This window comes from Methylobacterium sp. NPDC080182, assembly GCF_050281105.1.
Lineage (GTDB): Bacteria > Pseudomonadota > Alphaproteobacteria > Rhizobiales > Beijerinckiaceae > Methylobacterium.
The window spans coordinates 51,880-72,114 of record NZ_JBNNWO010000004.1; the positions used below are offsets into that span (position 1 = coordinate 51,880).

The following is a 20,235-nucleotide window of genomic DNA, read 5'->3' on the forward strand; positions in this document are numbered from 1 at the left end:
CGCGCGCGAGCCTCCCCCGATCAGGAGCCGGTCGCGAGCCCCTCGAGGAGCAGCGCCTCCAGCGCGGCGGCACTCGGGACCACCGTCACGGCCCCGGCCCCGTAGAGCGCGTCCGGCGGATGGTAGCCCCAGGCGACCCCGACGGCCGTCGCACCGGCCGCCACGCCCATGGCGATGTCGAAGGTGGTGTCGCCGACCATCACGGTGGCCTCGGGCTCGCAGCCGGCCTCGCGGATCGCCTGCTGCAGCATGGTCGGATCCGGCTTCGACGGCGCGTCGTCGGCGCTCTGGGTCGTGGCGAACCAGTCCGCCCAGCCGTAATGCGCGATCAGCCGGTCGACACCGCGCCGCGACTTCCCGGTGGCGAGGCCGATCAGCACGTCGGAGCGCCCGTGCAGCCGGGTCAGCAGGTCGGCCATGCCGGGGAACAGGGGCTCCTCGTGGGCGGGGTCGAGCCGCAGGCGGTTGTAGGCCTGCTTGTAGCTCTCCGAGAGTTCCGCGACCGGGCCGTCCTCGCCGACGAGGCGACGGAAGGCCTGCGGCAGCGACAGGCCGACCACCGACAGGGCCTCCCGCCGCCCGGGCGCCGGCAGGCCGTTCTCCGCGAACGCCACCTCCTGGGCCGCCACGATCAGGTGCTGGCTGTCGACGAGGGTGCCGTCGACGTCGAAGACGACGAGCCTCATCGCGACCGACGCGCCGGAAGTCGCGCCGGAAGTCGCGCCGGAAGTCGCGCCGCGAGCCGCCCCGACGGCGCGGGTGAAAGGAGGCGGGTCCCCGTCACGGCTTCCGGCCCGGCTGGGCCGGCGCGGCCGCGGCGGGCTGGCCGCCGGGGATCCGGGTCCGCTCGTAGCCGAGCCGGCACCGGATCAGGAAGCGCCGGCGCTTGCCGCCGCGCAACCCGCGCTGATGCGAGGCGCGGTTGCAGGCCGCGTAGGAGCGCCGCCGGCGCTCCGCGCGGGCACTGTTGGCGGTGCGCGGGGCGGCCTGCGCGGGCGCCGCGCCCGGGGCGGGCGCCGGGGCCGGATGCGGGGCCGCCGTCTCGGGGGGGTGGGTGCCGTTCGCCGTCGGCGCCGCCCTGGTCGTCTCGCCCGGCGCGGCATGCGCGATCGGCCCGGTGAGGCACAGGGCGGCGAGGCAGGCCAGCATCGCGAGCTTCATGTGTCAGGGTCTCGAACCGCCGGGAACAGGCCCCGCGGCGGATCGGCGGGGCGCGGGGCAGCATATGAGGCGGCGCGGCCGGTTGCCAAGGCATGCGCCGCGCGGGACGCCCGGACCGCACCCGACTTTCACCGGAGATGCCGCGGCGCTGACGGGCGCTCGCGTGACGGTTATCTGGGGGGACGGGAAGGGTGATCCGGCGATGAACCTCGTGCTGCTGCCCGGCTTCATGACCGATACCGACCTCTGGTCGGACTTGGTCGCGCGCCTCGCCGAGGTGGGTCCGATCACGCACGGCGACCTCGCGCGGGACGCCGCCATCGCCGACATGGCGCGCCGCGTCGCCGCGGAGGCGCCGCCGCGCTTCGGGCTCGTCGGCTTCTCCATGGGCGGCTACGTCGCCCGCGCGGTCGCCCGGCTCGTGCCGGACCGGGTGGAGGCGCTGGTCCTCGTCGCCACCTCGTCGCGGGCCGACACGCCGGCCCAGGCGCGCCGGAAGGCCGCCGCGGTCGCCCATGTCCGCCAGCAGGGCTACCGGGGCCTCAGCCGGTCGGCGATCCTCCAGTCGGTGCACCCGGACCGCGCCGGCGACGGCGCCCTCCTGAGCCGGATCCGGCAGATGGGCGACCGGCTCGGCGGAGAGGTCTTCCTGCGCCAGGCCGGGCAGGCGCGCGAATCCGATGGCGACCGCCTCGGCGCGATCGGCTGCCCGACCCTGGTCGTGGCGGCGGCCCAGGACGCCCTGCGCAGCCTCGACGAGGCGCGGGAGCTCCGCGACGGCATCCCGGGCGCGACGCTGAGGGTGATCGACGGGTCGGGCCACATGCTGCCGCTCGAGGTCCCGGACGCGCTGGCGGACGCGATCGTGCCCTGGCTGCGGGCTCAGGCCTCCGGAGCCTCGACGATCGGGTCGTAGCGTGCGGCGTCGAAGCCCAGGAGGTTCCAGCTCTGCGCCATGTGGGGCGGGAGCGGCGCGCTCACGTCGACCGGCTTGCCGGTCCGCGGGTGCGGGATGACGATCCGCCGGGCGAGCAGGTGGAGGCGGTTCTGGATGCCGCCCGGCAGCTCCCAGTTCTCGACGGAGAAGTATTTCGGGTCGCCCACGATCGGGTGGCCGATATGGGCCGCGTGGGCGCGCAGCTGGTGCGTGCGGCCGGTGACCGGCTTGAACGACAGCCAGGACAGCTTCTGGGCCGCCTGATCGACCATCGCGTAGTAGGTCAGCGCGTGGCTCGCGCCCTCGTCGCCGTGCTTGGCGACCCGCATCCGCGCGTCCGCGTCGGTGGGCTCCTCCTTGGCGAGGTAGGTCGAGACGCGCCCCTGCCGGACCCGCGGCACGCCCGCGGTGAGCGCCCAGTAGATCTTCCGCGCCGCCCGGGACCGGAAGCTCTTGGCCAGCGTCGCGGCGGCGAGCCGGGTCTTGGCGATGATCAGGCACCCGGCCGTGTCCTTGTCCAGCCGGTGGACGAGGCGCGGCTTCTGGCCGTCCGGCCCCGTGAGGGCGTCGAGCAGGCCGTCCACGTGCCGGACCGTCCCCGAACCGCCCTGGACCGCGAGGCCGAACGGCTTGTTGAGGATCATCATGTCGGCATCCTCGTAGAGGATCAGCGACCGGATGAAGGCGGCGTCGTCCTGCTCGCGGGCGGCGCTGCGCGGCCGCTCGGTGGGCTGGTCGAGGCGCAGCGGCGGCACGCGCACGCTCATGCCCGGCTCCAGCCGGTCGTTCGGCTTGGCGCGCTTGCCGTCGACCCGCAACTCGCCCTTGCGGACGATTGTCTGCACGCGGGTGAAGGGCAGGAGCGGGAAGCGGGCGTTGAGGAAGCGGTCGATCCGCATCCCCGCCTCGTCCGGCTCGACGGTCAGGGTCTGCACGCCGGAGGCGAGGGTCGCGGAGGCGGCGGCGCGCTGCTCGCGCCGGGTCGGACCGGGCGCGGGGGCAGAGGCGAGGGCCGGGGAGGGGGCCGCCGAGCGCTTGGCCGGCGGCCGGCCGCCGGGCTTGCCCGCCGCGGCGTCGCGCGGTGCGGCGGCCTCGCGGCGCGGCTTCGGCGGCCGGGCCGGCGCCGGGGCCGCAGCGGCCTGCGCGCCCCAGGGATCGCGGGTGCCGGCATCCTCGCCGCGGTTGCGGGCCGCGCGCTCGGCGGCGTCGCGGGCGCTGGTGCGCGGGCCCGTGCGGGCGCGGCCGTCGGCCTGGGCCTTGCCGCCCCTGAACTTGCTGGCGCTGGACTTGCCGGCCTGAGGCTTGCGCCCCGTCGGCCCGCCACTTCTGGGAGGTCGTATCGTCATGCTTCCGCCGGCACCCGTCTCCGCGTCGGACGGAGCGTCCGGGCGCATGGGCCGCGGCGTCGCGGACGTCCGGACCGATGGGATTGCCCGGCTGTAGCATCGCCCGCGCCGAGCGGCAAAGGCGGTGGGCCGGGCCGGTCCGTCAGGGCTCCGCGCGCCACGCGTCGCGGAGGCGGTCCTTCAGGCCGGCGGGGAAGAGGTCGGGACCGCCCGGCACGTCGAGCCCGTCCAGATCGCACCATCGCGCCACGCAGGCGGTGCCGGAATCCTCGTGGAACACGAAGCGCTCCTGCCCGTCGAACCGCCCCGGCGGCAGGGCGACGGGGAACAGGAACAGCACCTCGTGCCCGACCTGCCCCTCGTGCGTGAAGATGTTCTCCATGACGCGGGGGCCGCCGAGCACCGAGACGGTGACGCCGAGCTCCTCCCGGAACTCCCGGATCAGGGCGTCCTCGACTCGCTCGCCGAACGCGACGCTGCCGCCGAGCGGCCGGACGCCTTTCAGCCGCCCGTCATCCGCGCGGACCTCGGCCACGAGCAGGCTGTTGCCGCGCCGGGGCAGACCCAGCGCCTTCACGCGAATCTCCGCAGGGGGCCGCCAGACCGTCATCCCGCAGGGGCTAGCCCGTCGTCGGCGAGGCCGCAACGGACCGGCGCACAGCGCGCCGATCCACGGCAACAACCGGACACACGGTTGACGCCCGCCCCCGCTACGGCCAAGCTGTGTTCGACGGTTCCCCTCGGGGATCAAAAGGGAACGCGGTGAGGGGTTCGCCCCGAAGCCGCGGCTGCCCCCGCAACTGTAAGCGGCGAGCCCTTCACCACCACGTCACTGGGTCACCCCGGGAAGACGGTGCGAGGGCGGCGACCCGCGAGCCAGGAGACCTGCCGTCAGCCGTGGTCACACGCGAAACGCGCCGGGCGGGGTGTCCTGGCGGGTGTCGAGGCGCCGCCAGTCCCGAGGGGAGGCGGCCGCCGAGGCCTCGTTCGCGGTGACGTGCCACAGCAAGCGCGCCCGCGACGCCGTTCCCCATGCCCGTCTCCGCCGTCCCGAACCCCTCGAGCCCTGTCGCAGGACGCCGTCGCGCGCCCGCACGGGCAGAGGCTACCGGACAGCGCGCGCATTGTAATGTTATTACAATGCTTGTAGGACGCGGGGGCCGGCGCGCGCCGTGCACGGACCGCTTTCCCCATGTCTTCATCGACCCATCGCTCCTGCCTCGGCGGGCGGGCCCCGCTCTGCGGCGTTCTCCTCGCGCTCCTCGCCAGTCCGGCCGCCGCACAGGAGGCGGTCACGCTGGATGAGCTGTCGGTCGCGGGCGCGGGCGGCGACCCGGGCCGCCTGCCGCCGAATGGCCTCAACCTGCGCACCCCCGACCGGACCGCGAGCCGCCTCGGCCTGACGCCGCTGGAGACGCCGGCCAGCCTCGACATCGTGTCGGGCGAGACCGCGCGGCTGCGCGGCCAGGACACGATCGCCGAGGCCGTGACCCAGGACGCGACCGGCATCACCACCATCGCGGCGCCCGGCAACGGCAACGGCGCGTTCACGTCCCGCGGCTTCGCCGGCCCGAACTCGATCCAGCAGCTCTACGACGGCACGCGCTTCTACGTCGGCGCCAACACCGTGACCTTCCCGTTCGACACGTGGAACGTCGAGCGGATCGAGGTGCTGCGCGGGCCGTCCTCGGTGCTCTACGGCGACGGCGCCATCGGCGGCGTCATCAACGTGGTGCCCAAGAAGCCGGTCTTCGTGCCGATCAACGCCGCCCGCGCGGTGATCGGCACCGACGGGGTCGCGCGGCTCGCCCTCGATTCCGGCGGCCCGCTGGGCCAGGCTGAGTACGGCGACACCTTCGCGTACCGCCTCAACGTCAGCGGCAACCGCGCCGACGGCTGGATGCGGCCGGAGGGCGATTTCCGTAACCTCGCGGTCTCCGCCGCCCTGCTGTTCCGGCCGAGCGCCGACCTCGCCTTCACCCTGAGCCACGATCTCGGCTACCAGGAGCCCGCCCGCTACTGGGGCACCCCGCTGGTCGAGGGACGGATCCCGGATCTCATCCGGTTCAACAACTACAACGTCCGCGACGCGAAGATCACCTGGGCCGACAACTGGACCCAGCTCAAGACCGAGTGGTCCCCCTCGGCCGACATCACGATCCGCAACACCGCCTACCGGCTGACCAGCCGGCGCCACTGGCTCGACGTCGAGCAGTACAGCTACAACCGCGGCACCGGGCTCGTGGACCGGGGCGACTACCTGGAGATCTACCACAGCCAGGAGCAGGTCGGAGACCGCCTCGACGCGACGTTCCGGGGCAGCCTGTTCGGGCTGCCGAACCAGTTCGTGGCCGGCTTCGACGTGAATCACATCGACTTCCGCCACACCAACAACTTCTACTTCGACCAGACCACCAGCGTGCCGCTCACCGGCTACGATCCGGGCCTGTTCCCGCAGAACGGCCGGGCGCGCCCGGCCTACGCGACGCAGACGAGCCAGGCCTCGGTCTTCGCCGAGGACCGGGTGATCCTGTCGGACAAGCTGTCATTCCTCACGGGCGTCCGCCTCGACGTGCCGACGCTGAACCGCGAGGATCTGCAGACGGGATCCCGGTTCGAGAAGACCTACCGGGCGCTCGGCTACCGGTTCGGCCTCGTCTACAACCCGACGCCGGACAGCGCGCTCTACGCCCAGTACAGCTTCGCCACCGACCCAGTGAACAGCCTGATCACGCTGTCGCAGTCGCTGGCGGGCTTCAAGCTCGCGACCGGCGATCAGGTCGAGATCGGCGCCAAGGGTCTGGCCTTCGACGGCGCCCTCGAATGGACCGTCGCGGGCTACCGGATCGTCAAGGACAACCTGATCTCGGCGATCCCCGGCCAGCCGACGCTGTCCACGCAGGTGGGGAGCCAGTCCTCGCAGGGCTTCGAGCTGGCGCTCGGCTGGCGCTTCGCGCCGGGCTGGCGGCTCGACGGCAACCTCGCGCTCCTCCACGCGCAGTACGACCGGTTCGACCAGACGGTGAACGGCGCCACCGTCTCGTACGCCGGCAACCAGCCGATCGACGTGCCCGAGCGCGTGGCCAACCTCTGGCTGACCTGGGACGTCACCCGCGACTGGACCGCGCGGGTCGGACTGCAGAACGTCGGGCAGGTCTACAGCGACTTCGGCAACACGGCGCGGCGCCCCGCCTACAACCTCGTCAACGCGGTCCTGGACCATCAAGTGACGGCGGATTCGCGCCTGTCCGTGCGGGTCTACAACCTGTTCGACAAGGTCTACGCGATCTCGGGCAACGCCGTGAACGGGGTCGGGACCAACTGGCTGCTCGGGCGCCCGCGCTCGGTCGAGGTCGCCTACACGGTGACGTGGTGAGCCTGCCGCGCCGGCTCGGCAAGGCGGGACGGCGCTGGCTGCTCCTGTTCCACCGCTGGGCCGGGATCGCCGCGGGGCTGTTCTTCGCGCTGTGGATCGGCTCCGGGCTGGTGATGCTCTACGTGCCGTTCCCGGCGCTCACCGAGGCCGAGCGGCTGTCGCGGCTCGCCCCGATCGCCTGGGATCAGGTCGCGGTCGCGCCGGACGCGGCGCTGCGGGCCGGCGGGCTCGCCGGCGTGCCGGCCGCCTTCGGCCTGGAGATGCGAGGCGACGAGCCGGTCTACCGGATCGCCGGCCACGACGGCACCCAGGTGACGGTCTCGGCACGGACCGGCGCGCGGCTCGGTCCGCTGACACCCGCAGACGCGCTGCGTGTCGCGGCCGGTGGTGCTCCGGCTGCGCAGGCCGAGCAGGTCGCGCGCGACCAGTGGACCGTCACGGCCCGCTACGACCCGCTCCGGCCCTTCCTGAAGGTGGCCCTCGGCGACGCCGCGGGGACCGAGCTCTACGTGTCTGCGGTGACCGGCGAGATCGCCCTCGACACGACACGCTTCGAGCGGGGCTGGAACTGGGTGGGTTCGGTGGCGCACTGGATCTACCTCACGCCGCTGCGGGCCCGGCCGGAGCTGTGGCGGACGATCCTGTTGTGGCTCTCCGGTTTCGCAGCCCTCGGCGCGCTGAGTGGAGGCGCGATCGGGATCTGGCGCCTGCGCCTTCGGCGGCGCTACGCGGCCGGGGCGGTCACGCCCTATCGCGGGCTGGCGCGCTGGCACCACCTGCTCGGCCTCGCGGGGGGCCTCGGCTTGAGCACGTTCATCGTCAGCGGCTGGATCTCCATGAACCCGAACCGCTGGTTCAGCGCGACCAGCCCGCCGGTAGCGTTGCGCGCCGCCTATCCCGGAACCCCGCCGGCGCTCGGCCTCGATCCGCACCGGCTCCGCGATGGCGCCGTGCCGGATACGCGCACCCTGCGCTTCGCCGCCATTGGCGGACGCTGGTGGATCGTCACCGAGACGGCGGACGGCATCCGGACGGTCGCAGCGGACGGCGCGACCGCCCTCGACGCGCGCAGCATCGCGACGGCCGCGGCAGACGGTTTCGCGGACGGTCCCCTCCGGTCGATCCGCCCGCTATACGCCTACGACGCCTACTGGTATCCCCACGGGGCCGACCCACGGCCGCTTCCGGTGCTGCGCCTGCGCTTCGGCGACGCGGCCGCCACGTGGCTCCACGTCGATCCCCGGGACGGCACGATCCTCCAGCGCCTGGACCGCTCGGGCCGGATCAACCGCTGGCTGTTCGACGCCGCGCACCGGCTCGACCTGCCGGGGCTCACCGGCAACCGCCCCCTGCACGATACGGCCCAGTGGGTCCTGAATCTCCTGGCGGCGGGCATCGCGGTCACCGGGATCGTGGCGGGCTGGCGCAGGCTGCGTCGGACGCTGTCCGCCTGAGGTCGGTTTCAGCGTGTGCTGTCGAGCGGTCGAGATCGGCCCGGCGGTGGCTTCCGATCCGGTCGTGCTGCGCATCAGGACGACAGACCGGAGGCGGACGCAAATACCTCCACGTCCGGCCTGTGCGCCTGTCGGTATTCACGGGGGCTCACGTCGTAGCGATCCTTGAAGCGGCGCGCGAAATGCGCCTGGCTGCTGAAGCCGCAGCCATAAGCCAACAGGCCGATCGACAGGGTGGCGCAGGCCGGGTCGGTCAGGCGCTTGGCGGCCACCTCCAGTCGGCGTCCCCAGATGTAGTCGGAGATGTGCCGGCCGCGCTCATGAAACAGCTCCTGCAGCCGCCGCAACGACACGCCCATCGCGGCGGCGAGCCGGGGCGGGTCCAGGTTCGGATCGCCCAGATGGGCCTCGATATAGGCCTTGGCGCGCTGGACCGTGACGTTGCCGTGGATGGAACGCGGCGCCTCCTGCGCCATCCGTTCGGCGAGGCTCGCCACGATCAGGTCGACGCCGATCGATGCCATGCGCTCGGCCGCGTCAGGAGTGAGGCGATCGCTGACCCGGACGAGTTCCTGAAGGTACGAGCCCGTCAGGGTCGTCGAGGCGAGGTCCGCTGCGGCCGTGAGCGCGGTGTAGAGCCGGGACGGGCCCAGAACGGTCTCGAAACGCTGGCGCGGCAGATCGATAACCAAGGAGTCGCCGGTCTCCGCCTCCATCACGGATGAACTCGAGTCGAGCAAGATGAGGTCGCCAGGCTTGGTCTTCGCCTCCCGGTCAAGCTGCTGGATTGTATCCCGTCCGGACAGCTTCAGGAGCACGAAAACCCGATCGGGGTTCCCGCGGCGTCGCGCTTCGGCGTCCGTGATTCTGGTCCGCACGGTTGTGTGCCAGAAATGCGAGATCGGCATCGCGCCGATACACGTCACGTCCAGCCGTCCCTGGAACGGGAGACCGTCCGGCGTCTCGATCTCGGCAGGCACGAGCCGCTCGCAGACCAGTTCCCGCCATTGGCGGACCGCGTTTCTGGGATGAATCCCATCTGTCGAGAAAAACGGTTGCATCCGCCGCCTGGGCACCCCTGTCGCCACCCGGTGGCGAAGATCGGGAACCCCGGCGTTTATTGTATATAATCTACCTTCACAACAGGTAGACGGGGGGCAAGGGGCGGAGCAGCGGCGCCCGGCCAAACAGCGCCGTCCGGAAGCGGACCGGCGATGATCCATCCCTCTCGAGCATCATCACGATCACGCGGCCTGATGTCCGACCCTAGAAGCGCGCCGTCAGGAACAGCCGCACGTTCCGCCCCGGCAGCAGGATCTCGTCCTTCTTGAACGAGGTCGAGTTGCGGATATCGTCGTTCAGGAGGTTGCGGCCCTGGAGGCCGAGGGTGATCGCGCTTGCCCCGTAGACCGCAGGATCGACGGCCTTGGTGTAGCTCAGTTCGGCGCGCAGGTCGTCGTAGCCGGGGGTCGGCGTCTCGTACACGGCCGTGGCGTCGTGGCTGAAGGCGTGGAGCAGGTTCACCCGCGCGAACCACCCGTCGGCCCGCAGGTAGACGCCGCCGCCGAGCCGGTAGGGCGGGATGCGCGGCACGTTCGCGCCGTTGTCGAACTGGGCGCGGACGAAGTCGAACTGCGCCTCGACGCCGGCGAAGCCGTTGCCCACCGGCACGAGGTCGTACTGGCCGATGATCTCGGCGCCGTAGAAGGTCGCGTTCTGCTGCTGGTAGACGATCTGCCGGTTGTCGGTGCCGACGCCGCAGGAGGCGAAGTCGTCGTCGCAGGTCAGACCCGTGTAGTTCCGGTAGATGAAGCCGGTGTAGCGGGTGAAGTAGCCGGTGGCGTCCAGGCGGAACGGCCCCTCGGCCCGCCGGATGCTGGCCTCGACGGTCCGGGCTCGCTCCTTCTTGAGGTTCGGGTTGCCGATCTCGAAGGTCGCGGTGGCGTCGTGCGGGCCCTGCGAGAACAGCTCATAGCCCGTGGGCCCGCGCTCGACGTAGGAGCCGGTGAGGCTCGCCACGAAGCCGTAGGGCAGGTCCTGCAGGGCGCCGATGCTGGCGCTCTTCGGGGCGAAGCGCCGGGTGCGCGCGTACTGGAACGGCTCCTGTCCGTCGACCGGCACGTAGTCGGCGGGGAACTGCGCCGCCGTGCTCGAGAGCCGGTCGACCTCGTAGCGCCCGGCCGCCTGCAGCCGCGTGCCCGGGCGCAGTTCCAGCTCCTCGAAGAGGTAGACCGCGTTCGCGCGCGACTCCGTCTTCGGCAGGAACGATTCGAGCTGCGTGTTGATCACGCGCCGGTCCGACTGGAAGCCCAGAGCGCCGGTGAGCCTGCCGAACTCGGTGATGACCGGGACGTGCTGGAGTTCCAGGCGTCCCTCGGCCTCGCGGCTCTTGAAGATCGCCTGGACGCCCTCGATCCCGTCGTCGCCGATCCCGACCTCGTTGTGGCGGTAGACCGAGTAGCCCGCCCAGTAGCGGATCACCTCGAAGGGCCCGTCGAGCGGACGGTACTCGCCCCGCGACAGGACCCGGTCCTGGTTCGGGGTCAGGCGGGTCCGGTCCTGCTCGGCAACGCCGCCGGGGATCGCGTAGACCGCGTCGTAGTGGCTGAAGGAGATGCCCACGAAGCCGCGGTCGCCGATCGCCGAGATGCCGACCGCGCCGCCCTGCGACTCGTTGTACGAGTTGCGCTGGATCCCGCCGGGGATCGCGTAGCTGTCGTTGGCGGTCTTGAAGCCGTCGGCGTGGACCGCGATGCCGTCGCCGCCGGCGTCCACCGTGGCGGCCCCGAGCCGGCCGTTATCCACGCTGGAGAAGCCGCTGGTGACCTGCCCCTGCACCCCGTTCGCCGGGATGAAGGTCGGGACCCGGTTGTTGTCGGCCGAGACGACGCCGCCGATGGCCCCCGAGCCGTAGCGCAGGGTCGCGGGACCGCGGATCACCTCGATCCGGTCGGAGACCAGCGGGTTCACCGGCACGGCGTGATCCTCGCCGAGGTCGGAGACGCCGCCGTTGACGATGCCGTTCTCCTGGATCCGCACCCGGGCATTGTCGAGGCCGCGGATGATCGGCCGCGAAGCCGCACCCGGCGCGTAGGTCGTGCCCGAGATGCCCGGACGGTCGAACAGGGCGTCGCCCAGGGTCCGGGGCTGGTCGCGCGCGATCTGGTCCTGAGTCACCACCGTCACCGGTGAGAACGTGTTGGTCGCCACCGGCAGGACGCCGATCGGCACCGCCGCATCCGCCGCGACCGCGCCGCGCGACGGCTGGATCGGGCTCGGGCTGGTGACGCTGATCTCGTCGAGGGCGACGGCCTGCTGCGCCCGCGCGGCGGAGGGCGTGAGGAGGCCGGCGCAGACGGTCGAGGACAGGACCGTGCTGGCGAGGAAGCCGAAGCGGCGCGAGGGAAGCATCGAGACTCACACAGTGTTATATCGTTTCATTGTTGCGGTGCCTCGGTCCGGTGCAAGCGTTAATCCCGCCGGTGTCGGACACGGCCGAGAAACGTTACATCGTTGCAACAGCGATCCGGGCGGCGCGTCCGCACAAGCTCAAGACGCCGATTGACTTTGAAACGTTATAACATTTTGATCGCGTCATGACTCAGCGCGACACCCGCCTTCCCGTCACCGTCCTGTCCGGCTTCCTCGGGGCCGGGAAGACGACACTTCTCAATCACGTGCTCACCAATCGCGACGGCCGCCGCGTCGCGGTGATCGTCAACGACATGAGCGAGGTGAACATCGACGCGGATCTGGTCCGCGCCGGGGGCGCCGACCTGTCCCGGACCGACGAGACGCTCGTCGAGATGACCAACGGCTGCATCTGCTGCACCCTGCGCGACGACCTGCTCGCCGAGGTCCGGCGGCTGTCGGAGACGGGGCGGTTCGACTACCTGCTGATCGAGGGGACCGGCATCGCCGAGCCGCTGCCGGTCGCCTCGACCTTCTCGTTCCGCGACGAGGCCGGCCGCTCCCTGTCGGATCTCGCCCGGCTCGACACGATGGTCACGGTGGTCGACGCCGTGAACCTGCTGAAGGATTACGGCTCGGCGGCCTTCCTGCGCGAGCGCGGCGAGACGGCGGGCGCCGAGGACACGCGCACGCTCGTGGACCTGCTCGTGGAGCAGATCGAGTTCGCCGACGTGGTGGTCATCAACAAGGCGCGCGACGTGCCGGCCGAGCACCTCGCGCTGGTGCGCTCCGTCGTGCGCGGCCTGAACGCCGATGCCCGCATCCTCGAGACCGATCACGGGCGCGCGCCGCTCGCCGAGATCCTCGACACCGGCCTCTTCGACGAGGAGAAGGCGCAGCAGCACCCGCTCTGGTTCAAGGAGCTCTACGGCGCCCACGCGCACGTGCCGGAGACCGAGGAGTACGGCATCGCCTCCTTCGTCTACCGAGCCCGGCGGCCCTTCGACCCGGAGCGCTTCAACGCCTTCGTCAACGCCACGTGGCCGGGTCTGATCCGCGCGAAGGGCCATTTCTGGCTCGCGACCCGGCCGGACTGGGTCGGCGAGTTCTCCCTGGCGGGCGCTGTGGCCCGGGTCTCGGCGATGGGGTTCTGGTGGTCGGCCGTGCCGCGGCGGCGCTGGCCGGAGGCGCCCGAGTTCCAGGCGCGGCTCCGGGACGTCTGGAGCGAGGTCTGGGGCGACCGGCGCCAGGAGCTGGTCTTCATCGGCACCGGCATGGACGCCGCGGCGCTCACGGCAGCGCTGGACGCCTGCCTGCTCGAGACCGGCGCGGACCGGGCGCCGTTCGATCCCGCGCCCTATCGCAGCCTGCCGGACCCGTTCCCGGCCTGGCGCCGCGCGGCCTGAGGGCGACGGTCAGGTCGCCAACGCTTCCGCCTCGTCCTCGGCCTCGATCTCGGCATCCGCCTCGGTCGTCTGACCGGATGCGCCGGCCGCCTCCGCGAGGCCGCGGGCCGCCTTCCGCAGGAGCTTCCGGAGGCGGCGGCGGTCGGTCTTGTCGAGGTGGTCGAGCAACTCGGCCTCGACCTCCTCCTGGATCCGCTCGATGGCCTCGGCCTTGGCCCTGCCGGTCTCCGTGAGCTGGACCCGCACCACGCGGCCATCGCCCGATTCGGCCCGGCGCTCGACGATGCCGAGGGCCGCGAGCCGCGTGACGGTCTTGGAGGCGGTGGGCGGCCGGACGCGCAGCAGGGCGGCGAGATCGCCCATCGTCATCGTGCCGGCCGCGGCGAGCGCCTGCACCACCTGCTCCTGGCCGGCGAACAGGCCGAGCTTGGCCAGACGGTCGCCGGTCCGTGCCCGGTGCAGGCGCGCCGCCTGCACCAGCGCCCAGCCGACGCTGCGCACGCCGGGTGGCCTCAGCTTCTTGGACGGGAGGCCGAGCAACGCGGCCTCGTCCTGATGATCGCGCTTCTGCTTGTCGCCCACCGGAGCGCCCGAATTAGAGCCGGCGGCCGCCGGACGATCCTGAATCTGCACCGTCCACCCCCATCAAGCGGCCGCCCAGGTCCCTGTGGCGCCGACCGGTGACGGTGCGATGACGGGGCTGGCGCGGAGGCCCGCTCAGCAGTGCATGAGACGCTGGAGACGGTCCAGGATGTCCTCGCCGGTGCAGGGACGGGCGATGAACTCGGCATGCTCGGGCATGCGGGCCGGGTCCGGGGCCGCGCGCCCGGACACGATCAGGATCGGCAGTTGCGGCCGCGCCTCGGCCACGGAGCTCGCGAGGTCGAAGCCGTCGGTCTTGCCCGAGAGCTGCACGTCCGTGACCAGCCCGCAGATGTCCGGGCGCGCCTGCAGGATGCTGAGCGCCCGCTCGGCCGAGGCGCACTGGACGGTGTCGTAGCCGCCTTCCTCCAACACGTCCCCGAGGTCCATGATCGTCAGCGCCTCGTCCTCGACGAGGAGGATTACCGGCCGATCGCCGCTCGAACCCGTCTGCTCGCTCGCCACTGTGTACTCCCTTCGGCAGCACCCGGCCGCGCGGGCCGCCGCACGCATCTCCAGCCGTAGGCCCAACGGCAGAAACGGTCCCGGGTTGCAGGCCGGCACGGGGGCTCGTCACGGGAAAGTGGAACGCGCGGGCCTCATGTCGATGCCGGCGCCAGCTCGGTCACCACCCCGGCGACGGCCTCGATGAGCCGGTCGAGATCCGCCGCGCCGATCGTGAGCGCGGGGGTGAGGTAGACGATGTCGCCGAAGGGCCGCACCCAGACGCCGCGGGCGAGCAGTTCCGCCTTCAGGACGGCCAGATCGGGCGCCCGCGCGAACTGGACCGCGCCGATGGCTCCGAGGACCCGGACATCCGCCACGCCGGGCACCCGCCGCAGAGGCTCCAGCCCCGCGGCGAGGCGCTCCGCGATGGCGCGGGCCTGGGACAGGCGCGGCTCGGTCTCGAACAGGTCGAGGCTGGCATTGGCCGCCGCGCAGGCGAGGGGGTTGGCCATGAAGGTCGGGCCGTGCATCAGCGCCGCCGCCGGATCCTCGGACCAGAACGCCGCGAACACCTCCGTGCGGGCGATCGTGGCGGCGAGCGCCATCGTGCCGCCCGTGAGCGCCTTCGACAGGCACAGGATGTCGGGCACGATCCCCGCCTGCTCGCTGGCGAACAGGCTGCCGGTGCGCCCGAAGCCGGTGAAGATCTCGTCGGCGATGAGCGGCAGCCCGTGGCGGCACGCCAGCCCGGCGACCGTCGCCAGCACCTCCGGCGGGTGGGTCCGCATCCCGCCGGCCCCCTGCACCAGCGGCTCGACGATCACCGCCGCCAGGGTGTCGCGATGGGCCGCCAGGGCCGCGTCGAGCGCCGCGGTCTCGGCCCCGCTGCGCGGCAGGTCGCAGAAAATCTGGCCCGGCAGGTAGGCCCCGAAGCGGCGGTGCATGCCCTCCTCGGGGTCGCAGACCGACATCGCCCCCATCGTGTCGCCGTGGTAGCCGCCGCGGAACGCGAGGACCTTCGTCCGCCCGCTCACGCCGCGGTTGATCCACATCTGCGCCGCCATCTTGAGCGCGACCTCCACGGCGACCGAGCCCGAATCGCTGAGGAAGACGTGGTCGAGATCGCCCGGCAGCAGGGCGGCGAGCCGCCGGGCCAGGGCTTCCGCCGGCGCGTGGGTGAGGCCGCCGAACATCACGTGGGGCATGCGCGCGAGCTGGTCGGCCACCGCGCCCGCTATGTGCGGGTGATTGTAGCCGTGCACCGCGGTCCACCAGGAGGCGATGCCGTCCACGAGCTCGCGCCCGTCGGCGAGGCGGATGCGGGTGCCCTGGGTCGCGACCGCCTCCAGGGGCGGCGCCGCGCGGCGCATCTGCGTGTAGGGCCGCCAGAGATGGCCTGCGGGCGTTGCGAGGGTCATGCGCCTGGCATGATGTGGCCTCGGACGGGGGTCAAGGACCGGCACCCGCCGCTTGACATTGTCCGCGCGGCACCGCCCATCCCCGTCTCCATGGACAGCCTCGACGCCTTCGCCACCGGGAAACTCGACGCCCTCGAGGCCGGCAGCCTGCGCCGCAAGCTGGTGCCGACGGAGCGCGGCGCCGGCGCCGCGGCGGCGCGGCGGGGACGGGCGCTCGTCTCCTTCTCGTGCAACGACTATCTCGGCCTCTCGCATCACCCGCGGGTGATCGCGGCGGCCCAGGCCGCGGTCGCGAGCCACGGCGCGGGGGCGGGCGGGTCGCGGCTCGTGACCGGCGACCACCCCTATCTCGGCGCCCTGGAAACCGGCCTCGCGCGCCACAAGGGCACGGAGGCCGCCCTGGTCTTCGGCAGCGGCTACCTCGCCAATCTCGGCATCACCCCGGCGCTCGCCGGGCGGGGCGACCTCGTCCTGCTCGACGAGCTGTCCCACGCCTGCATGTGGGCGGGCGCGCGGCTCTCGGGCGCGCGGGTCCTGACCTTCCGCCACAACGATCCCGGCGACCTCGCGGCGCGGCTCGCCGAGCACCGGCCGCACCACGGGCGCGCCCTCGTGCTGACCGAGCGCGTGTTCAGCATGGACGGCGACCGGGCGCCTCTCGGCGACATCCTGGGCATCGCCGAATCCTTCGACGCCTGGACGCTGGTGGACGACGCCCACGGCATCGGCGTGGTCGAGGACGGACCGCGGGCGCCCCTGGAGATGGGCACCCTTTCGAAGGCGCTCGGCTCGTACGGCGGCTATCTCTGCGCCTCGCGCCCGGTCATCGACCTGATGACGAGCCGTGCCCGCAGCTTCGTCTACACCACCGGCCTGCCACCGGCCTCGGCCGCCGCGGCCCTGGAGGCGCTGGCGATCCTGGAGGCGGAGCCCGAGCGCCGGGCCCGTCCGCTCGCCCTCGCCCGGCGCTTCACCGCCCGCCTGGGCCTGCCGGATGCCGAGAGCGCGGTCGTGCCGGTCCTGGTCGGCGAGGCGCAGGCGGCGCTCGACATCTCGGCGGCGTTGGAGGCGCAGGGCTACCTCGTGGTGGCGATCCGCCCGCCGACCGTGCCGGCCGGCACCGCGCGGCTGCGGGTCGCCTTCTCGGCCGCCCACGACGAGGCCCAGGTCGACGCCCTCGCGGAGGCCGTGGCCGCCCTGATCGGTTGAGCGCGGGCGCATCTCGGTGATCGCGCCGATTCTCATATCTGCGGGCCCAACACGCGGCTGCGGACACCCTTCGTCTCTGCGAGCGCAGCGAAGCTGGGCAGGGCGGCACGACCCCTGGGATCGTGGCGCCACGCTGGATTGCTTCGCTGCGCTCGCAAAGACGGTGAGGGCGTCGCGACAACCTGCTAAGGCGTTTCGCGCACCGAGAACCCGATCCGGCCGCCCGAGGTCGGGCGACATCATCGAGAGGACGACGCCATGGACGCCACCGCGCTGCGAGCCCTCCAGGCTCCGATCAAGGACAAGTACCGCACCGCGCCGGACGCGGCGGTCATCACCTTGAAGGCCAGGGGCACGCTGGACGACACCAAGATCGCCTGCAAGGTCGAGACGGGCCGCGCCATCGCGGAGGCCGGGCTGCACCCGGCCACGGGCGGCTCGGGCGCGGAGCTGTGCTCGGGCGACATGCTGCTGGAGGCGCTGGTCGCCTGCGCGGGCGTGACGCTCAAGGCGGTGGCGACCGCCCTGGAGATCCCGCTGCGCGCCGGCACGGTCAGCGCCGAGGGCGACCTCGATTTCCGCGGCACCCTCGGGGTCGACAAGGAGGCGCCGGTGGGCTTCCGCAACATCCGCCTGTTCTTCGAGCTCGACACCGACGCGCCGGAGGACAAGCTCGCGCAGCTCCTGAAGCTGACCGAGCGCTACTGCGTCGTGTTCCAGACCCTCAACCACAAGCCGGAACTGTCGGTCGCCGCGACGACCGCCTGACGGAGCGCACCATGGCGGGCGGCATCACCCAGGCCGAGTACTGGAACGGCGAGGTCGGGACGCGCTGGGCGCGCAATCAGGCCGTCCTCGACGCGATGTTCGTCCCGCTGACGGAGGCGCTCTTCGCCCGCGCGGGGCTCGCCCCGGGCGAGACGGTGCTCGACATCGGCTGCGGCGCGGGCGCCACGACCCTGAAGGCCGCGCGCCGGGTCGGGCCCGCCGGGAGCGTGACGGGCGCCGACATCTCGGCGCCGCTCCTCGCCGTGGGGCGGGAGCGCGCCGAGGCGGAGCCCCCCGGGAGCGCGTCGCTCCGGTTCGTCGAGGCCGATGTCGAGACGGCCGATCTCGGCCGGTTCGACCACGTCGTGTCGCGGTTCGGCGTGATGTTCTTCGCGGATTCTGCCCGCGCCTTCGCCAACGTGCGCCGGATGCTTCGGCCGGGCGGCCGGATGACCTTCCTGTGCTGGCGGCCCCTCGCCGAGAACCTGTGGGTCGGCGTGCCGCGCGACGCGGTGCTGCCGCTCCTGCCGGAGGTGCCGCCGCCGCCGCAGCCCGACACGCCGGGTCCGTTCCGCTTCGCCGACGCCGACCCGCTCGTCGCGCTCCTGCGCGGGGCCGGGTTCGACGCCGTCACCTGCGATGCCCTCGACCGGGACATCGTCCTCGGGCAGGGCGAGACCGACGCGGCGGCGGTCGCGGCGGCCACCCACATCGCCCTGAACCTCGGGCCGAGCTCCCATCTCGTCCGCGAGGCCGCGCCGGATCTCCGGGCGCGCGCCGAGGCGGCCGTGGCGGAGGCCCTCCGGCGGCACGCGGCGGGCGGCGCCGTGCGCCTGCGCGCCGCCTGCTGGCTCGTCCAGGCGGGATAGGTTCCGCGCCGCTGCTCGCTCTCACCGTCTTCGCGAGCGGAGCGAAGCGATCCAGCCCGCGCGACGATCCGGGGCGTCCCGCTGCCCTGGGTCACTGCGCTGTGCGCGTGATGACGAACGGCGCGACGGCCGCCGAAGGGTCGATCGGAAACGGTCTCAGAGCCCCAGCGCGCCGCCGTCCGAGCGCGGGTCGTGGGTCGCCTCGATCCGCCCGTTCCGGGGATGGCGGACCAGCATGCCGGCATGGCCGAGCGAGTCGATGTAGGAGCCGCCGAGTTCCTCGATCTCGTGGCCGAGTCGGCCGAGGGCCGCGATGCAGGCCGGATCGAACCGATCCTCCACCTTCACGCTGAGGGAGGGCGCGCCCCAGGTGCGCCCGTAGAGCAGGCGCGGCGCGTCGACCGCGTCCGCCACCGACATCCCGTAATCGGCGTAGCGGGTGAAGATCTGGGCCTGGAACTGCGGCTGCCCGTCGCCGCCCATGCTGCCGTAGCTCATCACCCGCCCGTCGTCGAAGGCGGCGAGCGCCGGGATCAGCGTGTGGAAGGGGCGCCGGCCCGGCTCCAGGGGATTCACGGCCTTCGGGTCGAGGGAGAACGACATGCCCCGGTTCTGCCAGCAGATGCCGGTGGCGGGCAGGACCGTGCCGGAGCCGTACTCCCAGTAGACCGACTGGATGTAGGAGACGGCGAGGCCGTCCTTGTCGATGGCGCCCATCCAGACCGTGTCGCCGTGACCGGGATCGGGCAGGGGCACCCGGGCGGCGCGGCCCATGTCGACGAGCGCGGCCTCGCGGGCGAGCCGGTCCGGGGACAGGAACGCGGCGGGATCGTGCCGCAGGCGGGCGAAATCGGTGACCACCCGGTCGCGGATCGCGAAGGCCCGCTTCGTCGCCTCGATCAGCCCGTGGTAATGGGCGGTGGTCTCGGGCTCGGCGACGTTGAGACGGTCGAAGATCCCGAGGATCAGGAGCGCCGCGAGCCCCTGGGTCGGCGGCGGGAAGTTGTAGAGTGTCGCGTCGCGGCGGCGGATTGACAGGGGCGCCCGCTCGACCGCCGCGAAGGATTCCAGATCCGCCCGGGTGACCGGCGCGCCGAGGCGCTCCAGGTCGGCGGCGATCTCCCGGCCGATATCGCCGCGGTAGAAGTCGCCGAGGCCCGCATGGGCGAGCTGCTCCAGGGTGGCGGCGAGCAGCGGGAGGCTCCGGGTCTCGCCGGCCGGGAACGGCTTGCCGTCCTTCAGGAACGTCCGCGCGAAGTTCGGGGCGTCGTGGAGGGTGTCGAGTTCCTGGGGCACGTAGCGCGCCTCCGACGGGGAGACCGGGACGCCGGCCCGCGCCTGCGCGATCGCGTCGGCCAGCAGGGTCTCCAGCGGGAGGCGGCCGCCCAGCGCCCGCGCCAGCTCCAGGGCGAGGCGCCAACCGCCCACCGCGCCCGCGACCGTCACCATCGCGTCGGGGCCGCGGGCGGGGATCGCGTCGTAGCCCTTCTCGCGGTAGCGCGGGATCGTGGCGAGGCGCCCGGCCGGACCGCAGGCCTCGATGCCGCGCACCCGCCCGCCGCGCTCGCGCACGAGCCAGAAGCCGTCGCCGCCGATGCCGTTCATGTGCGGGTAGACCACCGCGATGGAGGCGGCCATTGCCACCATCGCCTCGATGGCGTTGCCGCCCTGCGCCAGGACGGTCTGCCCCGCCTGGGCGGCGAGGCTGTGGGGCGCGGCGACGGCGGCGGACGAGAAGACGGGGGTCTCGGGCATCGACGGTCCTGTGGTGTACCGGCCGCACGGTTAGGC

The 20,235-nt window shown here is 72.8% G+C and carries 17 protein-coding genes and 1 riboswitch; of the genes, 7 read left to right on the forward strand and 10 right to left on the reverse strand.

Annotation, left to right across the window (positions count from 1 at the left end; translation table 11 throughout):
- Positions 1–20 precede the first annotated feature (20 nt).
- Together ACQKQD_RS08890 and ACQKQD_RS08895 are read right to left on the reverse strand one after the other, a co-directional pair.
- Positions 21–686, reverse strand: a complete 666-nt coding sequence (locus tag ACQKQD_RS08890) for an HAD-IA family hydrolase (protein ID WP_020093660.1) — start codon at positions 684–686, stop codon at positions 21–23.
- A gap of 94 nt (positions 687–780) precedes the next feature.
- Positions 781–1,161, reverse strand: a complete 381-nt coding sequence (locus tag ACQKQD_RS08895; protein WP_427508128.1) for a hypothetical protein — start codon at positions 1,159–1,161, stop codon at positions 781–783.
- 202 nt (positions 1,162–1,363) lie between these two features.
- Between ACQKQD_RS08895 and ACQKQD_RS08900 the strand changes: the two genes are divergently transcribed.
- On the forward strand, positions 1,364–2,077 hold the full coding sequence (locus ACQKQD_RS08900; RefSeq protein ID WP_427508129.1) for an alpha/beta fold hydrolase: 714 nt from the start codon (positions 1,364–1,366) through the stop codon (positions 2,075–2,077).
- On the opposite strand, the gene ACQKQD_RS08905 is transcribed toward ACQKQD_RS08900, so the two are convergent.
- Both ACQKQD_RS08905 and ACQKQD_RS08910 read right to left on the reverse strand, forming a co-directional pair.
- Complete coding sequence (locus tag ACQKQD_RS08905; protein ID WP_427508130.1) at positions 2,044–3,444, reverse strand: RluA family pseudouridine synthase; 1,401 nt, start codon at positions 3,442–3,444, stop codon at positions 2,044–2,046. The genes ACQKQD_RS08900 and ACQKQD_RS08905 overlap by 34 nt on opposite strands.
- 142 nt (positions 3,445–3,586) lie before the next feature.
- Entirely contained in the window at positions 3,587–4,021 is a 435-nt protein-coding gene (locus ACQKQD_RS08910; protein ID WP_427508131.1) for an NUDIX hydrolase, read from the reverse strand.
- Between the two features lie 137 nt (positions 4,022–4,158).
- Positions 4,159–4,351: riboswitch (cobalamin riboswitch) on the forward strand.
- A gap of 285 nt (positions 4,352–4,636) precedes the next feature.
- Between ACQKQD_RS08910 and ACQKQD_RS08915 the strand changes: the two genes are divergently transcribed.
- Positions 4,637–6,820 carry a TonB-dependent receptor gene (locus tag ACQKQD_RS08915; protein ID WP_427508132.1) on the forward strand — a complete coding sequence of 728 codons (2,184 nt, stop codon included), beginning with the start codon at positions 4,637–4,639 and terminating at the stop codon, positions 6,818–6,820.
- On the forward strand, positions 6,814–8,274 hold the full coding sequence (locus ACQKQD_RS08920) for a PepSY domain-containing protein (protein WP_427508133.1): 1,461 nt from the start codon (positions 6,814–6,816) through the stop codon (positions 8,272–8,274). The genes ACQKQD_RS08915 and ACQKQD_RS08920 overlap by 7 nt, the downstream gene beginning before the upstream one ends.
- Before the next feature lie 74 nt (positions 8,275–8,348).
- On the opposite strand, the gene ACQKQD_RS08925 is transcribed toward ACQKQD_RS08920, so the two are convergent.
- Positions 8,349–9,335 (reverse strand): helix-turn-helix domain-containing protein, encoded by a 987-nt coding sequence (locus tag ACQKQD_RS08925; protein ID WP_427508134.1) that lies wholly within the window; start codon positions 9,333–9,335, stop codon positions 8,349–8,351.
- A 205-nt stretch (positions 9,336–9,540) separates the two neighbouring features.
- Positions 9,541–11,685: a TonB-dependent receptor gene (locus ACQKQD_RS08930; protein ID WP_427508135.1), complete on the reverse strand. Its 2,145-nt coding sequence runs from the start codon at positions 11,683–11,685 to the stop codon at positions 9,541–9,543.
- Between the two features lie 185 nt (positions 11,686–11,870).
- Here ACQKQD_RS08930 and zigA point away from each other — a divergent pair, with 185 nt between their 5' ends.
- The gene (gene zigA, locus ACQKQD_RS08935; RefSeq protein WP_132366855.1) at positions 11,871–13,091 is read left to right on the forward strand and encodes a zinc metallochaperone GTPase ZigA; all 1,221 of its coding nucleotides are present in this window, start codon (positions 11,871–11,873) and stop codon (positions 13,089–13,091) included.
- A 9-nt stretch (positions 13,092–13,100) separates the two neighbouring features.
- Here zigA and ACQKQD_RS08940 read toward each other — a convergent pair whose 3' ends face one another.
- From ACQKQD_RS08940 to ACQKQD_RS08950, 3 genes are all read right to left on the reverse strand, one after another.
- Complete coding sequence (locus tag ACQKQD_RS08940; RefSeq protein ID WP_244539976.1) at positions 13,101–13,673, reverse strand: MarR family winged helix-turn-helix transcriptional regulator; 573 nt, start codon at positions 13,671–13,673, stop codon at positions 13,101–13,103.
- A gap of 135 nt (positions 13,674–13,808) precedes the next feature.
- Entirely contained in the window at positions 13,809–14,198 is a 390-nt protein-coding gene (locus ACQKQD_RS08945) for a response regulator (RefSeq protein WP_020093672.1), read from the reverse strand.
- A gap of 134 nt (positions 14,199–14,332) precedes the next feature.
- The gene (locus ACQKQD_RS08950; protein ID WP_354455858.1) at positions 14,333–15,598 is read right to left on the reverse strand and encodes an adenosylmethionine--8-amino-7-oxononanoate transaminase; all 1,266 of its coding nucleotides are present in this window, start codon (positions 15,596–15,598) and stop codon (positions 14,333–14,335) included.
- Positions 15,599–15,688: 90 nt separating this feature from the next.
- Between ACQKQD_RS08950 and ACQKQD_RS08955 the strand changes: the two genes are divergently transcribed.
- The 3 genes from ACQKQD_RS08955 to ACQKQD_RS08965 all read left to right on the forward strand — a co-directional run bounded on the left by ACQKQD_RS08955 (position 15,689) and on the right by ACQKQD_RS08965 (position 18,444).
- The gene (locus tag ACQKQD_RS08955; protein ID WP_427508136.1) at positions 15,689–16,807 is read left to right on the forward strand and encodes an aminotransferase class I/II-fold pyridoxal phosphate-dependent enzyme; all 1,119 of its coding nucleotides are present in this window, start codon (positions 15,689–15,691) and stop codon (positions 16,805–16,807) included.
- A 258-nt stretch (positions 16,808–17,065) separates the two neighbouring features.
- On the forward strand, positions 17,066–17,575 hold the full coding sequence (locus tag ACQKQD_RS08960) for an OsmC family protein (protein ID WP_020093675.1): 510 nt from the start codon (positions 17,066–17,068) through the stop codon (positions 17,573–17,575).
- An 11-nt stretch (positions 17,576–17,586) separates the two neighbouring features.
- Positions 17,587–18,444, forward strand: coding sequence for a class I SAM-dependent methyltransferase (locus ACQKQD_RS08965; RefSeq protein ID WP_427508137.1), 858 nt, complete (start codon positions 17,587–17,589; stop codon positions 18,442–18,444).
- 156 nt (positions 18,445–18,600) lie between these two features.
- Here the strand turns inward: ACQKQD_RS08965 and ACQKQD_RS08970 are convergent, their stop codons facing one another.
- Positions 18,601–20,199 (reverse strand): gamma-glutamyltransferase family protein, encoded by a 1,599-nt coding sequence (locus ACQKQD_RS08970; protein ID WP_427508138.1) that lies wholly within the window; start codon positions 20,197–20,199, stop codon positions 18,601–18,603.
- Positions 20,200–20,235: the final 36 nt, after the last annotated feature.

Excerpts from the sequence above, each read along its gene's own strand:
- ACQKQD_RS08925 (WP_427508134.1), bottom strand. The coding sequence starts at position 9,335 with ATGCAACCGTTTTTCTCGACAGATGGGATTCATCCCAGAAACGCGGTC.
- ACQKQD_RS08905 (WP_427508130.1), bottom strand. The coding sequence starts at position 3,444 with ATGACGATACGACCTCCCAGAAGTGGCGGGCCGACGGGGCGCAAGCCT.
- ACQKQD_RS08890 (WP_020093660.1), bottom strand. The coding sequence starts at position 686 with ATGAGGCTCGTCGTCTTCGACGTCGACGGCACCCTCGTCGACAGCCAG.
- ACQKQD_RS08895 (WP_427508128.1), bottom strand. The coding sequence starts at position 1,161 with ATGAAGCTCGCGATGCTGGCCTGCCTCGCCGCCCTGTGCCTCACCGGG.
- ACQKQD_RS08955 (WP_427508136.1), top strand. The coding sequence starts at position 15,689 with ATGGACAGCCTCGACGCCTTCGCCACCGGGAAACTCGACGCCCTCGAG.
- ACQKQD_RS08965 (WP_427508137.1), top strand. The coding sequence starts at position 17,587 with ATGGCGGGCGGCATCACCCAGGCCGAGTACTGGAACGGCGAGGTCGGG.
- ACQKQD_RS08960 (WP_020093675.1), top strand. The coding sequence starts at position 17,066 with ATGGACGCCACCGCGCTGCGAGCCCTCCAGGCTCCGATCAAGGACAAG.
- ACQKQD_RS08970 (WP_427508138.1), bottom strand. The coding sequence starts at position 20,199 with ATGCCCGAGACCCCCGTCTTCTCGTCCGCCGCCGTCGCCGCGCCCCAC.
- zigA (WP_132366855.1), top strand. The coding sequence starts at position 11,871 with ATGACTCAGCGCGACACCCGCCTTCCCGTCACCGTCCTGTCCGGCTTC.
- ACQKQD_RS08915 (WP_427508132.1), top strand. The coding sequence starts at position 4,637 with ATGTCTTCATCGACCCATCGCTCCTGCCTCGGCGGGCGGGCCCCGCTC.
- ACQKQD_RS08950 (WP_354455858.1), bottom strand. The coding sequence starts at position 15,598 with ATGACCCTCGCAACGCCCGCAGGCCATCTCTGGCGGCCCTACACGCAG.
- ACQKQD_RS08930 (WP_427508135.1), bottom strand. The coding sequence starts at position 11,685 with ATGCTTCCCTCGCGCCGCTTCGGCTTCCTCGCCAGCACGGTCCTGTCC.
- ACQKQD_RS08900 (WP_427508129.1), top strand. The coding sequence starts at position 1,364 with ATGAACCTCGTGCTGCTGCCCGGCTTCATGACCGATACCGACCTCTGG.